Source organism: Roseivirga ehrenbergii (assembly GCF_001593005.1).
Lineage (GTDB): Bacteria > Bacteroidota > Bacteroidia > Cytophagales > Cyclobacteriaceae > Roseivirga > Roseivirga ehrenbergii.
Genome location: NZ_LQZQ01000002.1, coordinates 222,253 through 240,228 on the forward strand (window position 1 = coordinate 222,253; position 17,976 = coordinate 240,228).

A 17,976-nucleotide genomic window follows, 5' to 3' on the forward strand; every position below is an offset into this window, starting at 1 on the left:
TAGCGCTCTGGGCTTCCATTATTTCTATTTGAGAAAGATTAATTTCCTCCGTTTGCTTTCTGCATTGGGTTAGAACCTGTGGCTTGGCCTCTAGCGCCAGCGCCTCCACCTCTAAACATTTCGAAACGAGAAGGTTTGTTTACTCTTGGGAAGTAATTATTGTCCTCATTGGTGTCTGCTGTTTCGCGCTTAGGGTCAATACGAATCTGAACCACTTCCTTGTCTTTCATAAAAGCCTTTGTCACTTTATCTTCGTTCTTTCTCCAGATATAAGCAGGAATTCTTTCAATTTCAGTAGTTCCATCGGCATATGTCCATTCAATAATGATTGGCATTACCAGGCCGCCTTGATTAGAAAAATCTATTTGGTAGAAGTTTTTGTTACTACCTAACATGGCTCGTTCCTCATCACTTAATGAAGCACTGAATCTTCGGTAGGCAGTTTTAGCCTCTTCGGTCACTTTGAATTCATCATAAGAATAATAGAAATCTTGAAGGCCTTTGTCCTTCTCTGCATAATATGTCATGCCTTCTTCTTTATTCTTGTCCTTTCTGATGTCATAATCAGCTGCATCTGCTTCTGCCTTCATTCTTGGGTACTCCACCTCTGGATTTTTAGTATCTAGTTTGTACCATTTTACATCGTCAATCGAAATATCAGTATGATCAATAGTGAAGTACCAACCTCTAATAAACCAGTCAATATCTACTGCTGAAGCATCTTCTAAAGTTCTGAAAAGATCGTCCGGAGTAGGGTGTTTGAAAGCCCAACGTTTTGCATATTCTTTAAACGCAAAATCAAAAAGCTCACGGCCCATAATGGTTTCTCTCAAAATATTTAAACCAGTAGCCGCTTTAGCATAAGCATTATTTCCAAAACCAATAATATTTTCAGAGTTGGTCATAATTGGCTCCAATTGGTCCTTTGGTAAAGCCATATAAGGAGCAATTTTATGTGCTGGTCCTCTTCTTGACGGATAGTTTTCGTCAAACTCTTGTTCGGTTAAGTATTGCATGAAAGTGTTCAAACCTTCATCCATCCATGTCCATTGACGCTCATCAGAATTTACAATCATTGGGAAGAAGTTATGCCCTACTTCGTGAATGATTACACCAATTGCACCCCATTTAGTCGATTCTGGGTAAGTGCCGTCAGGCAATGTTCTTCCATAGTTAAAACAAATCATTGGGTACTCCATTCCGTTAGAAGCCTCTACAGAAATCGCTACTGGATATGGATACGGTATAGTATATTTTGAATACGTTTTAAGCGTATGCGCTACGGCTTTGGTTGAATAACGCGCATAAATTCCATAGGCTTCTTTCGCATAATACGACATGGCCATTGGATTTTCACTACGGCCTTCAATATCTACGGCCATCGCATCCCAAACAAATTTTCTAGAAGACGTCCATGCAAAATCACGAACATTTTCCGCTTTAAAATTCCAAGTTTTCTTACCTGTTGGTTTTCCTTTTTCAGCAGCTTTGGCTTCTTCTAAAGTCACAATTTCAACTGGTTCATCATGCGATTTTTTCGCTTGCTCCCATCTTTTTCTTTGTTCGGCAGTGAGTACAGCGTTAGGATTTTGAAGCACCCCTGTTGAACCAACAATATGATCGTTTGGCACTGTCATTTTCACATCAAAATCTCCAAAAGTCAAAGCAAACTCTCCACGGCCTGTAAACTGCTTGTTGTTCCAGCCTTGGAAATCAGAGTATACGGCCATTCTTGGGTACCAGCCAGTAATGGTATACAAGTAGTTTCCATCTTCAGGAAAATACTCATGACCACCTCTAGCACCAGATTCATCTCTTGGCGTTGTATTGTACCACCACTTAATTCCGAATGTCATTTTATCTCCTGGCTTCAAAGGCGAAGGAAGGTCGATTCGCATCATGGTTTGGTTAATGGTATAGGTCATGTCAGCACCTTTCGCATCTTTCACTTCGGTAATGTGAAAGCCCCAATCATTATCGTGACCATTTAGTGCTTTAATCTGATCATAACTCATTCTGTTTCGAATAGCACTTTCTTCCCACTTATACACTGGATTATCTGGCTGTCTTACGTTCTCATCTAAAGAAATCCACAAATACTGAAGTGCATCAGGGGAGTTGTTGTAATATGTGATTTTTTCAGAACCCGTTAGTCGCTGATTGGTATCGTCCAACTCGGCTTCAATCACATAATCGGCCTTTTGTTGCCAATATTCATGGCCTGGGGCTCCAGACGCGGTACGGTACACACTTGGGTCACGGAGCATGCGCTCCAATTGCTCAAAACGTTTACCGTGGTTGCTATTAATCACTTGGGCCAATGATTGACCAGAAATGAAAACAACCGCTGCTACTACGAAAAGTAATCGTTTCATATTCATTCGTTTGTTAGATTTTTAAAACTTATTGGGTAACCTTTCTCTCAAAAGGCAAATATCTTTCCTCTAAAACCTCGAGAAATAAGGGCTCAATTTATAAAAGCTATTCTAAAATTGATAGATATAGTTTAATCTCTTTGCTATTAAAGCCGAGAGGATATTACCAAAACTTCATCTCTATCATCATGGTAATTGCTATACCAGCTATAGCAGAAGAAACTACCAAATTCCAGTCTCTTCTTGAAACACTAAATAGGCCAGTAAAAACTGCTGAAATAATCATGAAAACCGCGACAATGATTATCTGTCCGAGTTCAAGACCAATATTGAAGGCCAATAATTGGGTAATGATACTCTCGTTTTTTCCTAAAAGGCTTTTTAAATAATTCGAAAAACCTAAACCATGAATCAGACCAAAAAACAGGGCAAAAAAGTAATTGAGGTTGAGTACCGAAGGTTTTAACGAGTTTTGTTTGCGAATAATATTGCTAAAAGCAGTAATGAAAATGGTAACAGGAATTAAAAACTCAATGATATCGGTACGGAAATTGACTAGTTCGAAAGTACTCAAAGCAAGTGTAATGGAATGTCCAATGGTAAAAGCGGTGACCAGAATCAGTACTTTTTTCCAATCTTGGGCTACGTAAATGGCACAAAGCGCGATTACAAAAAGTATGTGGTCGAAACCATAGATGTCGAGGATGTGTTCGTGTCCTAGTTGGAAATAAAGCTTAAACTGATCCATTCTTGTATTTTGGTGACTTGCTGACAGATTTTCACTTAGCTTTGCAATAATAAAACTTAATTTTTGAAGCACATACAAATAGCTTAAACCATGCCCACTAAGCTTTTATATACGGTGATAATTGGCCTTTTTTGGAGCTTACACCCTTTTCATGTGAGTGTTTGCGATATGGAGTACAATCAAGAGGCAAAAGCACTTCAAATTAGCCAACGCATATTTATGGACGATCTCGCCACTGGCCTTCAGAGCTTCCATAAAATGGACTACATAGACACCTACAAACCTAAAGACCCAAAAAAACTCGACAGTTTGATTAATGAATACATTCAAGCCAAGATTTTCATTACCATTGATGGTAAAAATGCCAAACTCGATTATATCGGTAGCGAGTTAGAAGGCGATGCGCGCTGGTGCTATATTGAAGTAAAAAACATAAGTTCCATTTCTGAGTTAGACATTTCGAACGTTGTATTATTCGAGTCGTTTCCGGAGCAAGAAAACATAGTTCACCTTAAAGTGAACGATCAGCTAAAAAGCTATAAACTCAATAAAAAGGAAATTTCACACCTCTTTAAATTTACCCAATGAAACCTTTAGGTTTTTTATCTATACTGCTTTTACTTACCGCTTGTGAGTTTGGAAAAAAGGAAAGTGTAACTACTCCAGAAATAGTTCAGCCTATTCCCAAAGCCACTTTTGTGAGTTACGAACTCAATAAAATTTCAGAAAAAAAAGGGCCATGCGTGGCCGATGGAAAAGGAGAGAAATGTTTGAGTATAGAAATTCAGTACCCAACTCTCGAAGGCGGAGCCTCTGACGCAGTGTTGGATTCAATCAACCGACAAATACAGCATGATATTTTGAACTATGCCTTTATCAGCGAACCTAAAGATGACTTCAAATTGCTGATTGAGGAGATGAGCCAAGAGTATGAAAAAATACTGGATGAAAACTCAGACTATAAGACGGGCTGGCTTTTAGAAATTAGCTCAGATATCATTCATCAAGATTCAAGCTATATCAGTACTGCAACCACCATTTTCACCTTCACGGGTGGCGCGCACCCCAACTCAATGCAGGTGTATCGCAGCTATGATTTAACTACAGGCAAAGTGTTGGAGTTAAGCGATATCCTTGTGGAAGGTTATGAAGAAGAACTGAATAAGTTAGCCGAAATAGAATTTCGCATGGACAAGAAAATTCCGCCTAGCGAACCTTTAGATGAACAAGGTTACTTCTTCGAAAATGGCCAATTTCAGCTCAACAGCAATTTTGCCATTATGAATAAGACTTTGTTGTTTTATTACAATGCATACGAAATTGGCCCCTATTCTATGGGACCCACCGAGTTGGAACTTAAGCTAACCGATTATATAGACTTGATTAAACCTTCGGGAGTGATTGGCGACCTGAAGAATTAATTGTGTTGCACATAGTGCTCCCACTTTTCAATTACCGCTTTAAAGTCTTCGGGCAATTCTGAATTGAATTGCTCAAACTGACCCGTTACGGGATGCACAAAACCCAACGATTTAGCGTGAAGGGCTTGTCTAGGCATAATTTTAAAGCAGTTGTCTACAAAAGATTTGTACTTAGAAAATTGTGTCCCCTTCAAAACTTTATCTCCACCGTAAGTAGCATCATTAAAAAGCGGATGCCCAAGGTGCTTCATATGCGCTCTAATTTGATGCGTGCGGCCTGTTTCTAGGTTACACTGGATTAGAGTTACGTAACGGAGTTTCTTCAAGATTTTATAGTGCGTTACCGCATGGCGGCCACGACTTCCATCTTCAATGGCCACAGTAACCCTGCGGTCTTTCTCGCTACGGCCAAGGTTCACATCAATAGTACCCATTTCTTCATTGGGTTCGCCCCAAACTAAAGCATAATAGGTACGCTCAATAGAGTGATCGAAAAACTGCTTGGCCAAACCAGCCATAGCCTTTTCGCTTTTGGCAATCACCAAAAGCCCAGAAGTATCTTTGTCTATTCGGTGTACAAGGCCAGGTCTGCCCTCATTGTTTTGCATGGTAGGCAGGTTCTGAAAATGGTAGGTGAGCGCATTTACCAACGTACCCGACCAATTGTTATAAGCAGGATGCACCACCATTCCAGCTTCTTTATTTACGATCATCAAGTGATCGTCTTCAAATACAATGTTGAGAGGAATATCTTCCGCAACTACTTCGGTATCGCGCGGAGGCTCTGGTAAAGCCACCACAATTTCATCACCAGGATGTACCTTATAATTAGGCTTTATTGCTTCACCATTAACTAATACAAAACCATCTTTGATGCCTTGTTGTACCTTATTTCGGGTCACGTTGGGCAATCTGTCCATCAAGAATTTGTCGATGCGATAAGGCACTTGGCCTTTATCAGCCACAATTCTATGATGCTCAAAAAGTTCGTCTTGTTCGTCTATGTCTTCCGCGTAATTCTTCATGTATTCCTATCTGGCTACAAACTTCCGCTATTAAGGCTTATAAAGCAAGGGCATGGCCTTTGGCGAAGAAGTTGAACAGGGATCAGAAAATCAGTTGTTTGTCGCTTCTATTATACAAAAGCGCTAATCCCAGTAATGTCTCTGCCCACAATCAATGAATTGACCTCTTTGGTGCCTTCATAAGTATAGAGAGCTTCGGCATCGGCCACAAATCGAGCGATGTTGTGTTCTAATAAAATTCCGTTTCCGCCAAAAATCTCGCGTGCATGACCTACTATTTCTCGGGTGTGTTTTGTACAGGCGACCTTGGCCAATGAAGCTTGCTGGTCGGTCATGGTGCCTTCATCTTGTAATTTTGAAAGGTGAAAAGCCATACTCTGAATGGCGGTTAAATCCGTAAGCATTTGCACCAATAAATCTTGCACCAGCTGGAAACTCGCAATGGGTTTTCCGAATTGGTAACGTTGGGTAGAATATTCTAAAGCACATTCGTAAGCACCTCTGGCACAACCCACCGCCTGCCAAGCCACACCAGCTCGGGTAGCTTTTAACACTTTAGAAGTGTCTTTAAACGAATTACATTCTTGTAATCTATTTTCTTCCGAAATCTCGCAGTTCGTCAGAGTAATTAAGGCATTCTGAACGGTTCGTAAGGCCATTTTGTCTTCTTGTTTTTCAGCCTTAAAACCCTTGGTTCCTTTTTCTACAATAAAACCTTTCACCTGATTATCGTCCAGATCTCTCGCCCAAATAATGGTCAAGTCAGCGAATGTTGCATTGCCGATCCATTTCTTTTGTCCGTTCAAAATCCAGCTATCTCCGTCTCTTTTGCAGGTAGTTTCTAGGCCACCTGCTACAGCCGAACCCACGTTGGGCTCGGTCAAACCAAAGGCACCAATTTTCTCCATTCGCTGCATGGCTGGTAACCATTTCCATTTTTGCTCTTCGCTTCCGCAGAAGTAAATGCTGCCCATGGCCAAGCCACTTTGCACCCCAAAAAAGGTGGAAATTGACGTGTCGACCCTTGCCATTTCCATCGTGATAAAACCTTCAAGCAGATAACTCCCCATAGGGCTATCGTAACCTTCATAAGTTAAGCCAGCAATGTTGAGTTCTGCCATTTTTGGAATCAACTCCATCGGGAATTTAGCCTTATTCCAGCAGTCGTTAGCGATGGGCCTTACATGCTCGTTCATGAACTCACGTACTTTCAACTGAATTTCTCTTTCTTCTGGAGTAAGAAAACGGCTGAGGTGGTAATAATCTCCGTCTATCTCTGGCGGCTGATATACTTTACCCTTAGACTTGATGATTTTCATGATTTGGTAAAGCTCGGTTTGATTGAGTTTACCTAGGGCATCGATGGTTTCGGATACATCGATTTGAGAGAATACTTTACCGAATTTGCGTAGGCTGGAGAAAACAGACATAGTTTATAGTTTAGCATATAAACTTGGTTTGGGAATTAAGGTTTTAGCTCAAGGATTCGCTTTGCGAAAATCTAATCCCCCTAACCCCCTTTTCCAAAAAGGGGGAAGTCACTGCCTGACTCGTCCTAAAAAAAGTTTACAGGTTTAACATTTAGTACTGTAATAGATTTACAGTTGTTTGATTGTCCTGATCTATGTTTACAATATCAGGTTTTTTCTTGTAATAGTTTTTCCATAGGCCTTTTGGATTAAGGTTTTGTTGATGTACTAGTTCTGGAGTCAACATATCTAAACTCATGTGCGGCCTTTCTTCATTGTATAGTTTCACTATTTCTTTGAGCAAAGCTCTGGCTTCTGTGAGGTTGTCTACCTCATAGTCATTCAGATATTCATTTTTTATAATGCCATTGACTCTCTCTGCTATTGCATTTTCGAGGGGATCTCCATGCTCTGTCATGCTTATGTTGATCTGGTTGTCCTGTAATAACTTTACATATTCTTTACAACAATATTGTATTCCTCTGTCTGAGTGATGGATGAGCGACAAAGGGCTGTCTGGCTCTTTCTTTAAGCCAGAGACAGCCATTTTGAGCGCTCTCACTGATTCTACTGCCTCTAGTGTCTCAGCTATTCTATACCCTACAATCTTCTTTGAGTACGCATCTGTTATGAATGATATATAGTAGTTTTTACTTTTTGACTTCCAATAGGTTATGTCGCTCACCCATACTTGGTTCTTTCTGTCAATGCTCTGGTCTTTTATCAAGTTCGGATACTTCCTCAACCAATGAGATGATTGTGTGGTATAAACCCTGCTGCGTCTCTTTTTAACCAATAAGTAGTTTCTGCCTAGTAAGTCGAATAGTGCATCTCTGCCCATCTTAATCTGATGTTCCAGCATGAACGGCTCTAATAACTCATACAGTTTTCTACCGCCCATACGCCTGTGAGTCTTTCTTATCTCATGTACTTGCTGCACTATCAGGTGCTCCTCAATACTTCTTTCTTCTCTTACCCATAAATGCTGATAATAGGCCTGGCGGCTAACACCAAGTAATCGACACAATCTTACCAAGCTTACCGCATGATAGGGATCACTTGGAATCTGACTTTTTTTCAATCTCAATCTTGAACTTCTTCTCCGCTATTGCAATCATACGCTGGTAGGCCTCCAGCTTTAGCTGAGCATCTTCTAGTTCCTTTTTGATTGCCTTGAGTTGGGCAGAATCTGATTTTTCGTTCGCTGACAATTTAATTGGGCTATTAGGCTTTATTCTATCGTCTGCAAGATATCCTAAATCTCGAAGCCAATTAACTATAGCAGACTTTCCGCCAATACCATATCTATATTGTAATTCTACCTTCGATACACCACCTTTCAAATACTCTCGGCATACCTTATGCTTAAAACTTGTCTCATACCTATTATTCATTCTTACACTTATTTGTGTAAACCTATTTCAGGACAAGACAGCCAAAAGTTTACATTCTTGCAAAGAGCATGAAATCTGCAATGATTACCGATTTCTGATCCCTGATCAAACTGATTCCCCGTTTACCGATCAACTCTTAACAAATTTCCCAATCAACTAATAGCTAGCTCGTCTCGTAAAAACTTAGCGGTATAGCCTTTTGTGCTTTTGGCTACTTTTTCGGGTGTGCCTTCGGCTATAATCATTCCGCCTTTGTCTCCGCCTTCTGGACCTAAGTCAATTACATGGTCGGCCACTTTCACTACATCCATATTGTGCTCAATCACCAAAACCGTATTGCCTTTGTCTACCAATCGGTTGAGTACATCTAGTAAATGTTGAATGTCTTGGAAGTGAAGGCCCGTGGTGGGTTCATCCAAAATATAGAGCGTTTTTCCAGTGTCCTTTTTGGAAAGTTCTGTCGCCAGTTTTACGCGCTGCGCCTCACCACCCGAAAGCGTAGTGGCATGCTGACCAAGCGAAATGTAGCCCAAACCAACATCGTTTAGGGTTTGAATTTTACGCAAGATTTTCGGCATGTGCTCGAAGAACTCTACCGCTTGTTCAACCGTCATGTCGAGTACATCAGAAATCGATTTCCCTTTGTAGCGCACCTCCAAAGTTTCGCGGTTATAGCGCTTTCCTTTACAGGTTTCGCAAGGCACATGAACGTTGGGCAGAAAGTCCATTTCAATCAACTTCATTCCAGCACCTTCGCAAGTTTCGCAGCGGCCACCCTTTACATTGAAAGAGAAACGCCCCGGCTTATAGCCTCTAATTTTCGCTTCTGGCAATTCGGTAAACAGCGAACGGATATCGCTAAAAACGCCAGTGTAAGTAGCGGGGTTCGAACGTGGCGTTCTTCCAATTGGCGACTGATCTACTTCAATTACTTTGTCAATATTTTTAATGCCCTCGAAGCTGTCATACTCCATTGGTGTTTTTCTGGAACGGAAGAAATACTGGTTCAGAATTGGAAAAAGTGTTTCGTGAATCAGAGTTGATTTTCCACTTCCAGAAACGCCCGTAATGCAAATCATTTTGCCCAAATCGAGCTTGAGCGTTACGTTTTTGAGGTTGTTTCCCTTCGCACCTTTCAGCACTAACTTTTCTCCGTTACCCTCTCTTCTTTCTTTCGGAACCTCAATTTTCTTAAAGCCTTTTAAATAATCAGCTGTGGTACTGCCTTGCGACAAGAATGAATCGGGTTCTCCTGCAGCCACCACATTTCCCCCATGACGACCCGCGCCCGGCCCAATATCGATAATGTAATCCGAAGCCAACATCATATCCTTATCATGTTCCACCACGATAATCGTGTTGCCGATATCGCGTAAGTCCTGAAGGGCTTTGATCAGTTTCACATTGTCTCTCTGATGCAAGCCAATACTCGGCTCATCCATGATATAAAGTACGCCAACTAGCTGTGTGCCAATTTGGGTCGCTAAACGAATTCGTTGTGCCTCACCACCCGAAAGGGTTCTGAGGGGTCTGTCTAACATCAAGTAATTCAAACCTACATCCAGCAAGAAGCCAATGCGTTTTCTGATTTCTTTGAGTACTTCCGTAGCAATGATTTTCTGCTTATCCGTCAGTCGCTCTTCTAGGTTTTCGAACCAGTCCCAAAGGGTGTCAATGTCCATTTGGGCCAGTTCTGAAATGTTCTTTTCTGCAATTTTAAAATGCAGTGATTCTTTCTTTAGCCTTGCACCATTACATTCAGGGCAGGTTTTTACCGACATAAAGTCTTCAATCCACTTGCGGGTTTTCTCCGTTCCTTCGTCTTTTTGTTTCTCTAGAAAAGAAATTATGCCTTCGAATTTGGTGTTCCATTCCGTGCCCGGATATTTCTTAGAACTTACCGCCACTGCCACATCATCGCCATACAAAAGCGTGTGCATTACTTCTTCGGGAATGTTCTTTATGGGTGTGCTCAGGCTAACTTTATAACGTTTGAGAATGGCCTCAATTTTCTTGAAAATCCAGATGTCGCGGTAATCGCCTAGGGGCGCAATTCCCCCACGGCTAATGCTCAACTTATCGTCTGGAATTACGGCCTCACGACTGATTTCTTCTACTTTCCCTAACCCGTTACAGCTTGGGCAAGCACCGTAAGGCGAATTGAAAGAAAAGGAATTTGGGGCAGGTTCATCATATGATAAGCCGCTTTCCGGATCCATCAAATACTTAGAGAAATGATGGACAGTTCCTTCTTCATCGCGCACCATAATCACTCCCTTTCCATGGGTCATGGCGGTTTTTACGCTTTGCGCAATGCGGTAACGGTCTTCTTTTTTGGCTATAATTCGATCGACCACAATTTCTATATCGTGGGTTTTGTAACGGTCCACTTGCATCTTCGGCTCCATGTCAAGCACCACACCATCAATGCGCACTTTGGTGAAGCCCATTTTGCGAATCTGCACAAAGAGTTCGCGATAGTGCCCTTTTCTACCTTTGACCACTGGCGCCAAAAGAATCAATTTCTTTCCTTCGAAATTTTCAATCAGGTGGTCAATCACTTGATCTTCTGACTGACGAATCATTTTTTTGCCTGTATTGTAAGAATAGGCTTCGCCCGCCCGGGCATAAAAGAGGCGGAGAAAATCGTAAATCTCAGTAAGTGTACCCACCGTAGAACGCGGGTTTTTCGAAGTGGTTTTTTGTTCGATGGAAATTACCGGACTAAGGCCGTTGATTTTATCTACATCGGGCCGTTCCATATCGCCAATAAAAGAACGGGCGTAGGCCGAAAAACTTTCCATGTACCTGCGCTGACCTTCGGCATAAATGGTATCGAAAGCCAAGGATGATTTTCCGGAGCCGGAAATACCAGTAATTACGACCAGTTTATTTCGCGGAATTACCGTGTCAATGTTCTTGAGGTTGTGTTCTCGCGCCCCGAAAATTTCTATGTTTTCATGACCAGAAAGGTCTATTGGAGCGAGATCGATTTTTACGTTTTCCTTGAGTTTTTCCATGGATGTGCTGCCAAAAACAGACAATTGGCAAAGGTCAGGATTTACAGATGGAATTACAACTTAGGGTTGATTATTAATGTTTGGAGTTGGAGGGCTAATTATTAGGTGTATCAACGGCTCACTTTTTTCCAACGTTTGAGATCCACCTTGTTTATATCAACTTCTCGAACCCATTGAAACCAAGGTGTGAAATCAGAGACCATGATAATTCGCCTTTGATGTGAGTCATAGTTCTCCTCAAGAATGATCTTTCTATCCGAATAGTACTTGTGTTCATAAAGAATTCTTTCTCGATCGTTGGAGCCTTCACCGAGAAAAACGAAAATCATGGCCGTGAGCCAAGTGAAGAAGGCAAATCCAACTGCTAGAAAAAAGCTAGCAAACCAATATCTGTCTCTCCAATTTTTGAAATAGTCTATGACAAAAATCGATATTGCTAAAACGGGAATACTAAAGACAATAAACGTCAGAAAATTCTCTTCTAACTCATAGTCTTTAAAAATAATGGGCGAATACTGTCTCAATAATAAATACCCCAACATCAAAGGTATGTAGCACAAACAGAGTTTGAAAACCCTTCTCATTGCCAATTCTCTATCCATCACATCCCCCTCAATTCATAAGTGCCCATAATGGCGAGATGATCTGAAGTAATTTTGACAGAGTCCAAAGAACGACAGCCAATCCCTTTAGAATGGAAGATATAGTCAATCGGGATTTGGGCCAAGTAAGGGTTCCAAGCAGGAAAAGTTGGCGTCAGCTTTTTACGGCTATCTTGCAAGTCGGTAGTCGATTTGAAGTTCTTCAAGCGGTTGTCCCAAGGCACAGTGTTGAAGTCACCTAATACCAGAAACTCGCCTTTCTTTTCACTGATGTATTCCTTAGCTATATTCAAGTGTTCGTTGCGGGTATTCCATTTTAATCGAGTGGTTGGCGAACGGGTATGCAAGGCCAGAAAGTTAATTTCCTCCTCATGCATTTTCACCTTTCCAATAATATTGGTAGTGCCCGCCCATTCCACGATTTCAGTATCGATTAATGGATGTTTGCTGAACACCGCAATGCCTTGGCTGGCATCATCATTACTCACCACTTTAGAAAACGGATAATCAATGGCTAGCCCTTTCTTTAATTCGGTTGCCCATTCCGCACTTACTTCCTGAAAGGAAACAAAATCGGGTGATAGCTGAATCACTCTATCAATGGTGCTTTCATAGGCTTCATTGGTAGCCAACACATTAAATTGAAGCACTGTCATCTGCTCTTTGCCTTGAGTAATTTGATAACCCAGACCAATGGGGCTATTGATCTTAATCAACAGCAACAGATAAATAGAAAAGTTGATGCCCGCCAAACGGTAATGGTGCTTAATAATCCAGAATATACTCAAAAGGCCATAAACCAACATGGCCTGAAATAAGAAGGATTGAAACAGGGTAAGTGTAAAGGTATAGGTTGGGATCAGCAGTAAAAGCGCAGGCAATAATAGCACAGCCGCCAAAGCCCTTTCCTTGTTTTTAGGCTGACGCATAAGGCAGTACATTCTGAGCAAGAAAAGCCCGATCCGGATTAATATTTTGAGTTTTAATTTATGACGCATGGCTAATGATTTCTTTAGATTTGATATTATACCAGTCTACTTTTCTAGATAAATACATGCAGAATCCGAGAACCAACACGAGGCCAAAACTGCCTACTAAAAGGGCAAAATCTTCGAGTTGAAGGATGATGAAAATGAAGGAATAGATAAGGGTGAAGAAGCCGAACATGACCATTGCCAGCTTCGAGCTTTGTAATATTGATTTAGCGTAGAGCGAAACCATACCCACAATAATGGCCGAGGCGATTAGGTAAGCATTATTAAACCCAACTTGCTCCGAAAGGGAAAGCAACAGGGTGTAGAAAACGGTCAAAGCCAACCCAACAAGAATATATTGAATAGGATGAATCCGCTTTTTATTCAGAATTTCAACAAAGAAGAAGGTAATGAAAGTGAGAAACAGAATGAGGATGGCATATTTAGCTGACCGTGTGTTGCGCTGATAATTATCGACTGGCTGATAAAGGTCAACGCCAAAACTAGAATTGCTTATCTGATGTGCCTTACCCTCCCATTGTTGTGGGTAATTTCGATTCAAATCGAAAACCGACCATTCCGCGGTAAAACCATTGTCGGTAATGTTATAACTATCGGGTAAAAACTGACCACCAAAACTTGGGTGCGGCCAAGTAGAAGCCAAACTAATATTCGTGGTTTTGCCAATTGGATTGAAGGAAAGCGACTCGGTTCCGTTGATATTTAAATCGAAGGAAAAGGGAATGGATTTACTCTCCGAATCAATTGCGACTTTACTATTAACACCCGAGCTCAATAAATCTTGAACAGGAATTCCCGAACCCGCACGATAGGTATTCTCTCCAAATTGAATCTGAATATCAGATTGGATGCCCGCCATGTCTGGAATACCGATGGACACAAAAGCTTCTGACCAAAGAATGCTTTCCTCTTCCACTTGAAAATTACTGAAGTCCAAGGCCTCAAATTGACCTTCTGCACTAAGCTCAGAATTGTAAACGATTACTTCGTAAATACCTCGTTTCCGTTTTTCAGGGTTCAGCTTACCTTTTACATCCAGCTGTGAGGGAAGAAAATGAGCATAGTGTTTGGTGGTATAAGGACCCTCAACTCCTTTGTGAGTTCTATTAAACGGAATGGTGAGAATAGGCCCAGTGATCTCCAATGGTGCACCCCATTTTTGAGAAACCTCTTCCACCGCTTCAATCTGATTAATTTTCCTTTCGCTGATCAACGATTTGATCATTGAATTGGGGATTAATAATACGGCAATTAGAAAACCGATGGACAGCAATTTTATACTTACTGAGGTTTTAATGTTGTTGTTAATTTTTTCGAAAATTGACTCTTGTTTTTCTTCCATGATAATTGAGTTTAAAAGTACTTTGTATTTCAAAGTATAGGAATAAAAAAATATTACCCTCTACCTGTCTGTTCTTTAATTAAAGCCTCCAACGCATCAATATGCGCCATAAAGGCCACCTTGCCAGCTTTCGTGGCCACGTATTTCGTATTCGGTTTTCTACCCACAAATGATTTCTGTACTTCTATATATTCCTCTTTTTCCAAGGCCTTTAAATGGCTGGCCAAGTTACCATCCGTTACTTCCAGTATTTCCTTCAGGCGGTTAAAGTCCATCTCTTCGCCTGCAATCAATGCGCTCATGATGCCCAACCTCACCCTGTTTTCAAAGGCCTTATTTAATGTATGTATGTTAACTTTCAACGTTCGTATTTAAAGTACATTACCGCACCGTATACAATGTGCATTACGCCAAAACCCAAGGCCCAAATGAGTAAACCATAACCAGGACTAAGACAAGCCAAAAGCCCAAGACCTGCTTGAATAATGCCCAAATAGCGAATATCTCTAAAGGTATATTTACTGGCGTTAATCAATGCCATACCGTAAAAGATAAGCGTGGCTGGAGCCATAAGCGAAATAAAGCCACGAGTATACAGAATCATCACGAAAAGCCCACCAATTACCAGCGGAATCATCAGGTTTAGAATTACTCTTTTGGCGCTATCGTCCCAAGTTTTAACACCGTGCTTCTTTGCTTTTTTAGTAGTGAAGTACACCCCTGTGCCCACGGCCAAAACAAAAACGGCCACTAAATCTACAATTAGCCAAGTCAAGTTTTCTGACACTTGCCGCTGGTTGAGCATGTCGTGGTAGAGAATGGTACTGCTGTTATAAATCAGCTTATTGGCTATGAATGCACCAATCAACGCATAAATTCCGGCCAAAACCCCCGTTAACCCACTTAAGGAAATAAAGCGTGAGGATTTCTCCATAATGGAGCGAATCTCAGAGATGTCTTTCAAGTAATCCTTATTCATATTAAAAGTACTTTGAGTCACAAAGTAAATGATTTGTTTTGATGATGCAATATTATCTGAAGAAAAAACCTTTGCCTTCTACCAATTCAACATCTCTACTAAATTGAATATTATATGTATAATTGTCCTTTAGGATAGATCGATTCTATGTTAGAAAATGATTATGCAAGTAGTTTAAACGAAGTGAGTCATTCAACTACACTGATGAACACAAGAAAATTATTAGGATTTGTTTTTTTAATACTAGGCTTGGTTAGCCTGCTCACTATTGTTCTAATGCCAAAAAATGAATCGACTGCTGTCTACTTTAAGCTCGCCTACATTATTCCTCCATTTTGCCTCATTGTGAGTTACTTTGCTTTTAAAAGAAAAACCAAGCATTCTTAATTTAAGAATTATGAAAAAGAACTATTACTGGATTGTGGGGCTGATTTTAACAACAATAGCCATTATCTCGAACCTTGTTAATACAGACAATAACTCCTCAAAAATCTTTTCCTATGTGCTTCTTGCCTCTGCTATAATCATCATTGCTCTTGGGCTGAAAAATAGATCAAAACAAAGACACAGTAATGAATAATACCGCATGCAGGATTATAGCCGCTATTCTATTAGTACTTCTAATATTGTTTATCCTGTATTGTTTATCCTGACTTTGGTGTTTGGCCTACACCACAAATACTATTTCTTCGAAGTAATCAGGTCTTATGTCATTGTTGCTGTTGGTGTGGCGTTCTTGATACTGATTTATACTTCATCTAAAAAACAGAAAAGCGACAAATAAAGAACTACGGTAGTTGTTCAAGCTACTCCTTAATAACCAAAAGTCCACTTCTCTTAAGCGCTTAATATTATCGACCCAAAAAAATGTTCTAGTTTTGCAGCAAGAAGTCCAAGCAAGGTTTTGCTGTAGACTTCTGAGGTTCAATCATTCAGGCGCTTATTGAATAAGCATTTTTAACCGAGCATATTTTGACCGATAAAGCATTAATTGACCAAATCAAAAACGGAGACGAAAGTGCTTTCGAAAGCCTATTTCGAGAGTACTTTAAAGTGCTTTCTGTTTTCGCTAAGAAATTTCTGAATGATCTAGATGCTGCGCAAGACATCGTTCAGGAAGTCTTTGTCAAATTTTATGAGCAGAGAGAAAAACTAGAAGTTCATACTTCGCTCAAGGCGCTGCTGTACCAATCGGTGCGCAATCGATGCTTGGACCAAATCCGCAGTACACAAACCCGTAGCGGCCACCACGACAATATTCTAGCGGCTTCTTTCGGAGCCGATATCGATACTTCTGATTTTATGGAGCAGGCGGAATTGGAACAAATGATTTACAATTCTATTGCCCAGTTGCCCGAACAATGTCAGCTCATTTTTAAGATGAGTCGATTAGAAGGAAAGAAGAACCAAGAGATAGCCGATGAGCTCGGAATTTCGAAACGCACGGTAGAAACCCAGATCAGCAATGCGCTCAAACGCCTTCGCCTCGATCTTTTTGAATACCTAAAAGCATTGATAATCATTGCTTTAGAAATTCTTTCATAAAATTTTCAATTGGGTCTACGTGTGTTTTATCACTAGGCCGTCATATTACTGAACTCAATGAAAAACAGAAGCACCATAGACGAACACCTGCTACTTTCCTACTTAAAGGGAGAGGCCACCGAGGCTGAACTTCAGCAAGTGGAAGCTTGGTTGGCGCTGGATGAAGGCAATGCTGCTTTGCTTAACAAATGGAAACAGGCTTGGCGACATGCTGATGCCATGGCTGATTTTACTACGATTGATGTAGACAAAAATTGGTCGCAAGTGCAAGGCAAGATTCAACCTAAACAAGCAAAGCAGGTATTCTTGTTGCCAAAAATATGGCGCGTGGCTGCAGCCATTTTGCTGATTGCTACGGTAGCGTTTTTAGGAAGGGAATTTATGAACAATTCTGCTGGAGAAATGCAAAGCCTAATGGCGGCCAGCTTAAACGGTGAAGCTGCTGTACTCCCAGATGGTTCGCAGGTTTGGCTAAAAGAAGGCTCTTCAATCACTTTTCCAGAAGAATTTTCTTCCAAGGAAAGAGAAGTAATCTTAAAAGGGGAAGGCTTTTTTGAGGTGGCACATAATCCTGAACAACCTTTTATTGTAAAGGCCAAACAGACAGAAACTCGGGTTTTAGGCACCTCTTTCAATTTAAATGCTTCGCAAGAAGGGGAAAGAATTGAACTGGTTTTAATAACAGGAAAAGTAAGATTTTCTACCCAAGAAGAGGTGGTGGTTTTAGCCCCTGGCGATCAGGTAGTGATTGATGAAGGCGGAAAGCTATCTAAAAAGGAAAATTCAAACGGAAATTTCTTGGCTTGGAAAACAGGCACTTTGGTTTTCGAAAACACGCCAATGAAACAAGTAATGGAGGACATTGCGAATGCTTATGGGATTGGCTATGAATTCGAAAATACAGCCTTTATGAATTGCCCACTGACGACAAGATTCGAAAATGAATCCATAGAAAATGTGTTGCAAGCCATTGAAGCCCTATTCGATATAGAAATAGAAGAAAATAACGGAGCATATATTATTAAAGGAAACGGATGTTAATGTAGAATCAATTATCAAAA

The 17,976-nt window shown here is 40.7% G+C and carries 18 protein-coding genes; 6 read left to right on the forward strand and 12 right to left on the reverse strand.

The genetic code is table 11. The features are described from left to right. Nucleotides 1-38: 38 nt before the first annotated feature. Nucleotides 39-2,375: a M1 family metallopeptidase gene (locus tag MB14_RS02960; protein WP_062589024.1), complete on the reverse strand. Its 2,337-nt coding sequence runs from the start codon at nt 2,373-2,375 to the stop codon at nt 39-41. A 163-nt stretch (nt 2,376-2,538) separates the two neighbouring features. Next, nucleotides 2,539-3,150, reverse strand: a complete 612-nt coding sequence (locus tag MB14_RS02965; RefSeq protein WP_511475973.1) for a HupE/UreJ family protein — start codon at nt 3,148-3,150, stop codon at nt 2,539-2,541. A 63-nt stretch (nt 3,151-3,213) separates the two neighbouring features. On the opposite strand from MB14_RS02965, the gene MB14_RS02970 reads away from it, so the two are divergent. Beyond that, nucleotides 3,214-3,711 carry a DUF6702 family protein gene (locus tag MB14_RS02970; RefSeq protein ID WP_062588544.1) on the forward strand — a complete coding sequence of 166 codons (498 nt, stop codon included), beginning with the start codon at nt 3,214-3,216 and terminating at the stop codon, nt 3,709-3,711. Then, on the forward strand, nt 3,708-4,544 hold the full coding sequence (locus MB14_RS02975; RefSeq protein WP_062588545.1) for a DUF3298 and DUF4163 domain-containing protein: 837 nt from the start codon (nt 3,708-3,710) through the stop codon (nt 4,542-4,544). Before MB14_RS02970 ends, MB14_RS02975 begins: the two co-directional genes overlap by 4 nt. On the opposite strand, the gene MB14_RS02980 is transcribed toward MB14_RS02975, so the two are convergent. From MB14_RS02980 to MB14_RS03025, 10 genes are all read right to left on the reverse strand, one after another. Continuing rightward, nucleotides 4,541-5,569: an RluA family pseudouridine synthase gene (locus MB14_RS02980; RefSeq protein ID WP_062588547.1), complete on the reverse strand. Its 1,029-nt coding sequence runs from the start codon at nt 5,567-5,569 to the stop codon at nt 4,541-4,543. The two genes, MB14_RS02975 and MB14_RS02980, sit on opposite strands and share 4 nt — an antisense overlap. A 110-nt stretch (nt 5,570-5,679) precedes the next feature. After that, complete coding sequence (locus tag MB14_RS02985) at nt 5,680-6,999, reverse strand: acyl-CoA dehydrogenase family protein (protein WP_062588549.1); 1,320 nt, start codon at nt 6,997-6,999, stop codon at nt 5,680-5,682. Between the two features lie 151 nt (nt 7,000-7,150). Beyond that, entirely contained in the window at nt 7,151-8,119 is a 969-nt protein-coding gene (locus tag MB14_RS02990) for an IS3 family transposase (protein ID WP_089082144.1), read from the reverse strand. Further along, nucleotides 8,094-8,432 carry a hypothetical protein gene (locus MB14_RS02995; protein WP_062588551.1) on the reverse strand — a complete coding sequence of 113 codons (339 nt, stop codon included), beginning with the start codon at nt 8,430-8,432 and terminating at the stop codon, nt 8,094-8,096. Before MB14_RS02995 ends, MB14_RS02990 begins: the two co-directional genes overlap by 26 nt. A 152-nt stretch (nt 8,433-8,584) precedes the next feature. Next, nucleotides 8,585-11,452, reverse strand: coding sequence for an excinuclease ABC subunit UvrA (gene uvrA, locus MB14_RS03000; protein WP_062588553.1), 2,868 nt, complete (start codon nt 11,450-11,452; stop codon nt 8,585-8,587). Nucleotides 11,453-11,562: 110 nt separating this feature from the next. After that, complete coding sequence (locus MB14_RS03005; RefSeq protein WP_221405453.1) at nt 11,563-11,994, reverse strand: hypothetical protein; 432 nt, start codon at nt 11,992-11,994, stop codon at nt 11,563-11,565. Nucleotides 11,995-12,053: 59 nt separating this feature from the next. Continuing rightward, a complete protein-coding gene (locus tag MB14_RS03010) occupies nt 12,054-13,052 on the reverse strand; it encodes an endonuclease/exonuclease/phosphatase family protein (protein ID WP_084375942.1) in 999 nt (332 codons plus the stop codon). Continuing rightward, the gene (gene creD, locus MB14_RS03015; RefSeq protein WP_062588559.1) at nt 13,042-14,391 is read right to left on the reverse strand and encodes a cell envelope integrity protein CreD; all 1,350 of its coding nucleotides are present in this window, start codon (nt 14,389-14,391) and stop codon (nt 13,042-13,044) included. Before creD ends, MB14_RS03010 begins: the two co-directional genes overlap by 11 nt. Nucleotides 14,392-14,444: 53 nt before the next feature. Continuing rightward, a complete protein-coding gene (locus tag MB14_RS03020; RefSeq protein ID WP_084375943.1) occupies nt 14,445-14,753 on the reverse strand; it encodes a winged helix-turn-helix domain-containing protein in 309 nt (102 codons plus the stop codon). Then, complete coding sequence (locus tag MB14_RS03025) at nt 14,750-15,370, reverse strand: hypothetical protein (protein WP_062588563.1); 621 nt, start codon at nt 15,368-15,370, stop codon at nt 14,750-14,752. The genes MB14_RS03020 and MB14_RS03025 overlap by 4 nt, the downstream gene beginning before the upstream one ends. Nucleotides 15,371-15,767: 397 nt before the next feature. Between MB14_RS03025 and MB14_RS03035 the strand changes: the two genes are divergently transcribed. The 4 genes from MB14_RS03035 to MB14_RS03045 all read left to right on the forward strand — a co-directional run bounded on the left by MB14_RS03035 (nt 15,768) and on the right by MB14_RS03045 (nt 17,956). Continuing rightward, nucleotides 15,768-15,950: a hypothetical protein gene (locus MB14_RS03035; RefSeq protein ID WP_062588566.1), complete on the forward strand. Its 183-nt coding sequence runs from the start codon at nt 15,768-15,770 to the stop codon at nt 15,948-15,950. 6 nt (nt 15,951-15,956) lie between these two features. Then, nucleotides 15,957-16,154, forward strand: a complete 198-nt coding sequence (locus MB14_RS18905; protein WP_132644048.1) for a hypothetical protein — start codon at nt 15,957-15,959, stop codon at nt 16,152-16,154. 188 nt (nt 16,155-16,342) lie between these two features. After that, nucleotides 16,343-16,915 carry an RNA polymerase sigma-70 factor gene (locus MB14_RS03040; protein ID WP_062588568.1) on the forward strand — a complete coding sequence of 191 codons (573 nt, stop codon included), beginning with the start codon at nt 16,343-16,345 and terminating at the stop codon, nt 16,913-16,915. Between the two features lie 57 nt (nt 16,916-16,972). Beyond that, nucleotides 16,973-17,956, forward strand: a complete 984-nt coding sequence (locus tag MB14_RS03045) for a FecR family protein (RefSeq protein ID WP_062588570.1) — start codon at nt 16,973-16,975, stop codon at nt 17,954-17,956. The last annotated feature ends 20 nt before the right edge of the window (nt 17,957-17,976 follow it).

What these genes read in the sequence shown, in the direction of transcription:
- MB14_RS02960 (WP_062589024.1), bottom strand. Translation starts at nt 2,375, where the DNA reads ATGAAACGATTACTTTTCGTAGTAGCAGCGGTTGTTTTCATTTCTGGT.
- MB14_RS02970 (WP_062588544.1), top strand. Translation starts at nt 3,214, where the DNA reads ATGCCCACTAAGCTTTTATATACGGTGATAATTGGCCTTTTTTGGAGC.
- MB14_RS02975 (WP_062588545.1), top strand. Translation starts at nt 3,708, where the DNA reads ATGAAACCTTTAGGTTTTTTATCTATACTGCTTTTACTTACCGCTTGT.
- MB14_RS02980 (WP_062588547.1), bottom strand. Translation starts at nt 5,569, where the DNA reads ATGAAGAATTACGCGGAAGACATAGACGAACAAGACGAACTTTTTGAG.
- MB14_RS02985 (WP_062588549.1), bottom strand. Translation starts at nt 6,999, where the DNA reads ATGTCTGTTTTCTCCAGCCTACGCAAATTCGGTAAAGTATTCTCTCAA.
- MB14_RS02995 (WP_062588551.1), bottom strand. Translation starts at nt 8,432, where the DNA reads ATGAATAATAGGTATGAGACAAGTTTTAAGCATAAGGTATGCCGAGAG.
- uvrA (WP_062588553.1), bottom strand. Translation starts at nt 11,452, where the DNA reads ATGGAAAAACTCAAGGAAAACGTAAAAATCGATCTCGCTCCAATAGAC.
- MB14_RS03005 (WP_221405453.1), bottom strand. Translation starts at nt 11,994, where the DNA reads ATGTTGGGGTATTTATTATTGAGACAGTATTCGCCCATTATTTTTAAA.
- MB14_RS03010 (WP_084375942.1), bottom strand. Translation starts at nt 13,052, where the DNA reads ATGCGTCATAAATTAAAACTCAAAATATTAATCCGGATCGGGCTTTTC.
- creD (WP_062588559.1), bottom strand. Translation starts at nt 14,391, where the DNA reads ATGGAAGAAAAACAAGAGTCAATTTTCGAAAAAATTAACAACAACATT.
- MB14_RS03025 (WP_062588563.1), bottom strand. Translation starts at nt 15,370, where the DNA reads ATGAATAAGGATTACTTGAAAGACATCTCTGAGATTCGCTCCATTATG.
- MB14_RS03035 (WP_062588566.1), top strand. Translation starts at nt 15,768, where the DNA reads ATGAAAAAGAACTATTACTGGATTGTGGGGCTGATTTTAACAACAATA.
- MB14_RS18905 (WP_132644048.1), top strand. Translation starts at nt 15,957, where the DNA reads ATGCAGGATTATAGCCGCTATTCTATTAGTACTTCTAATATTGTTTAT.
- MB14_RS03045 (WP_062588570.1), top strand. Translation starts at nt 16,973, where the DNA reads ATGAAAAACAGAAGCACCATAGACGAACACCTGCTACTTTCCTACTTA.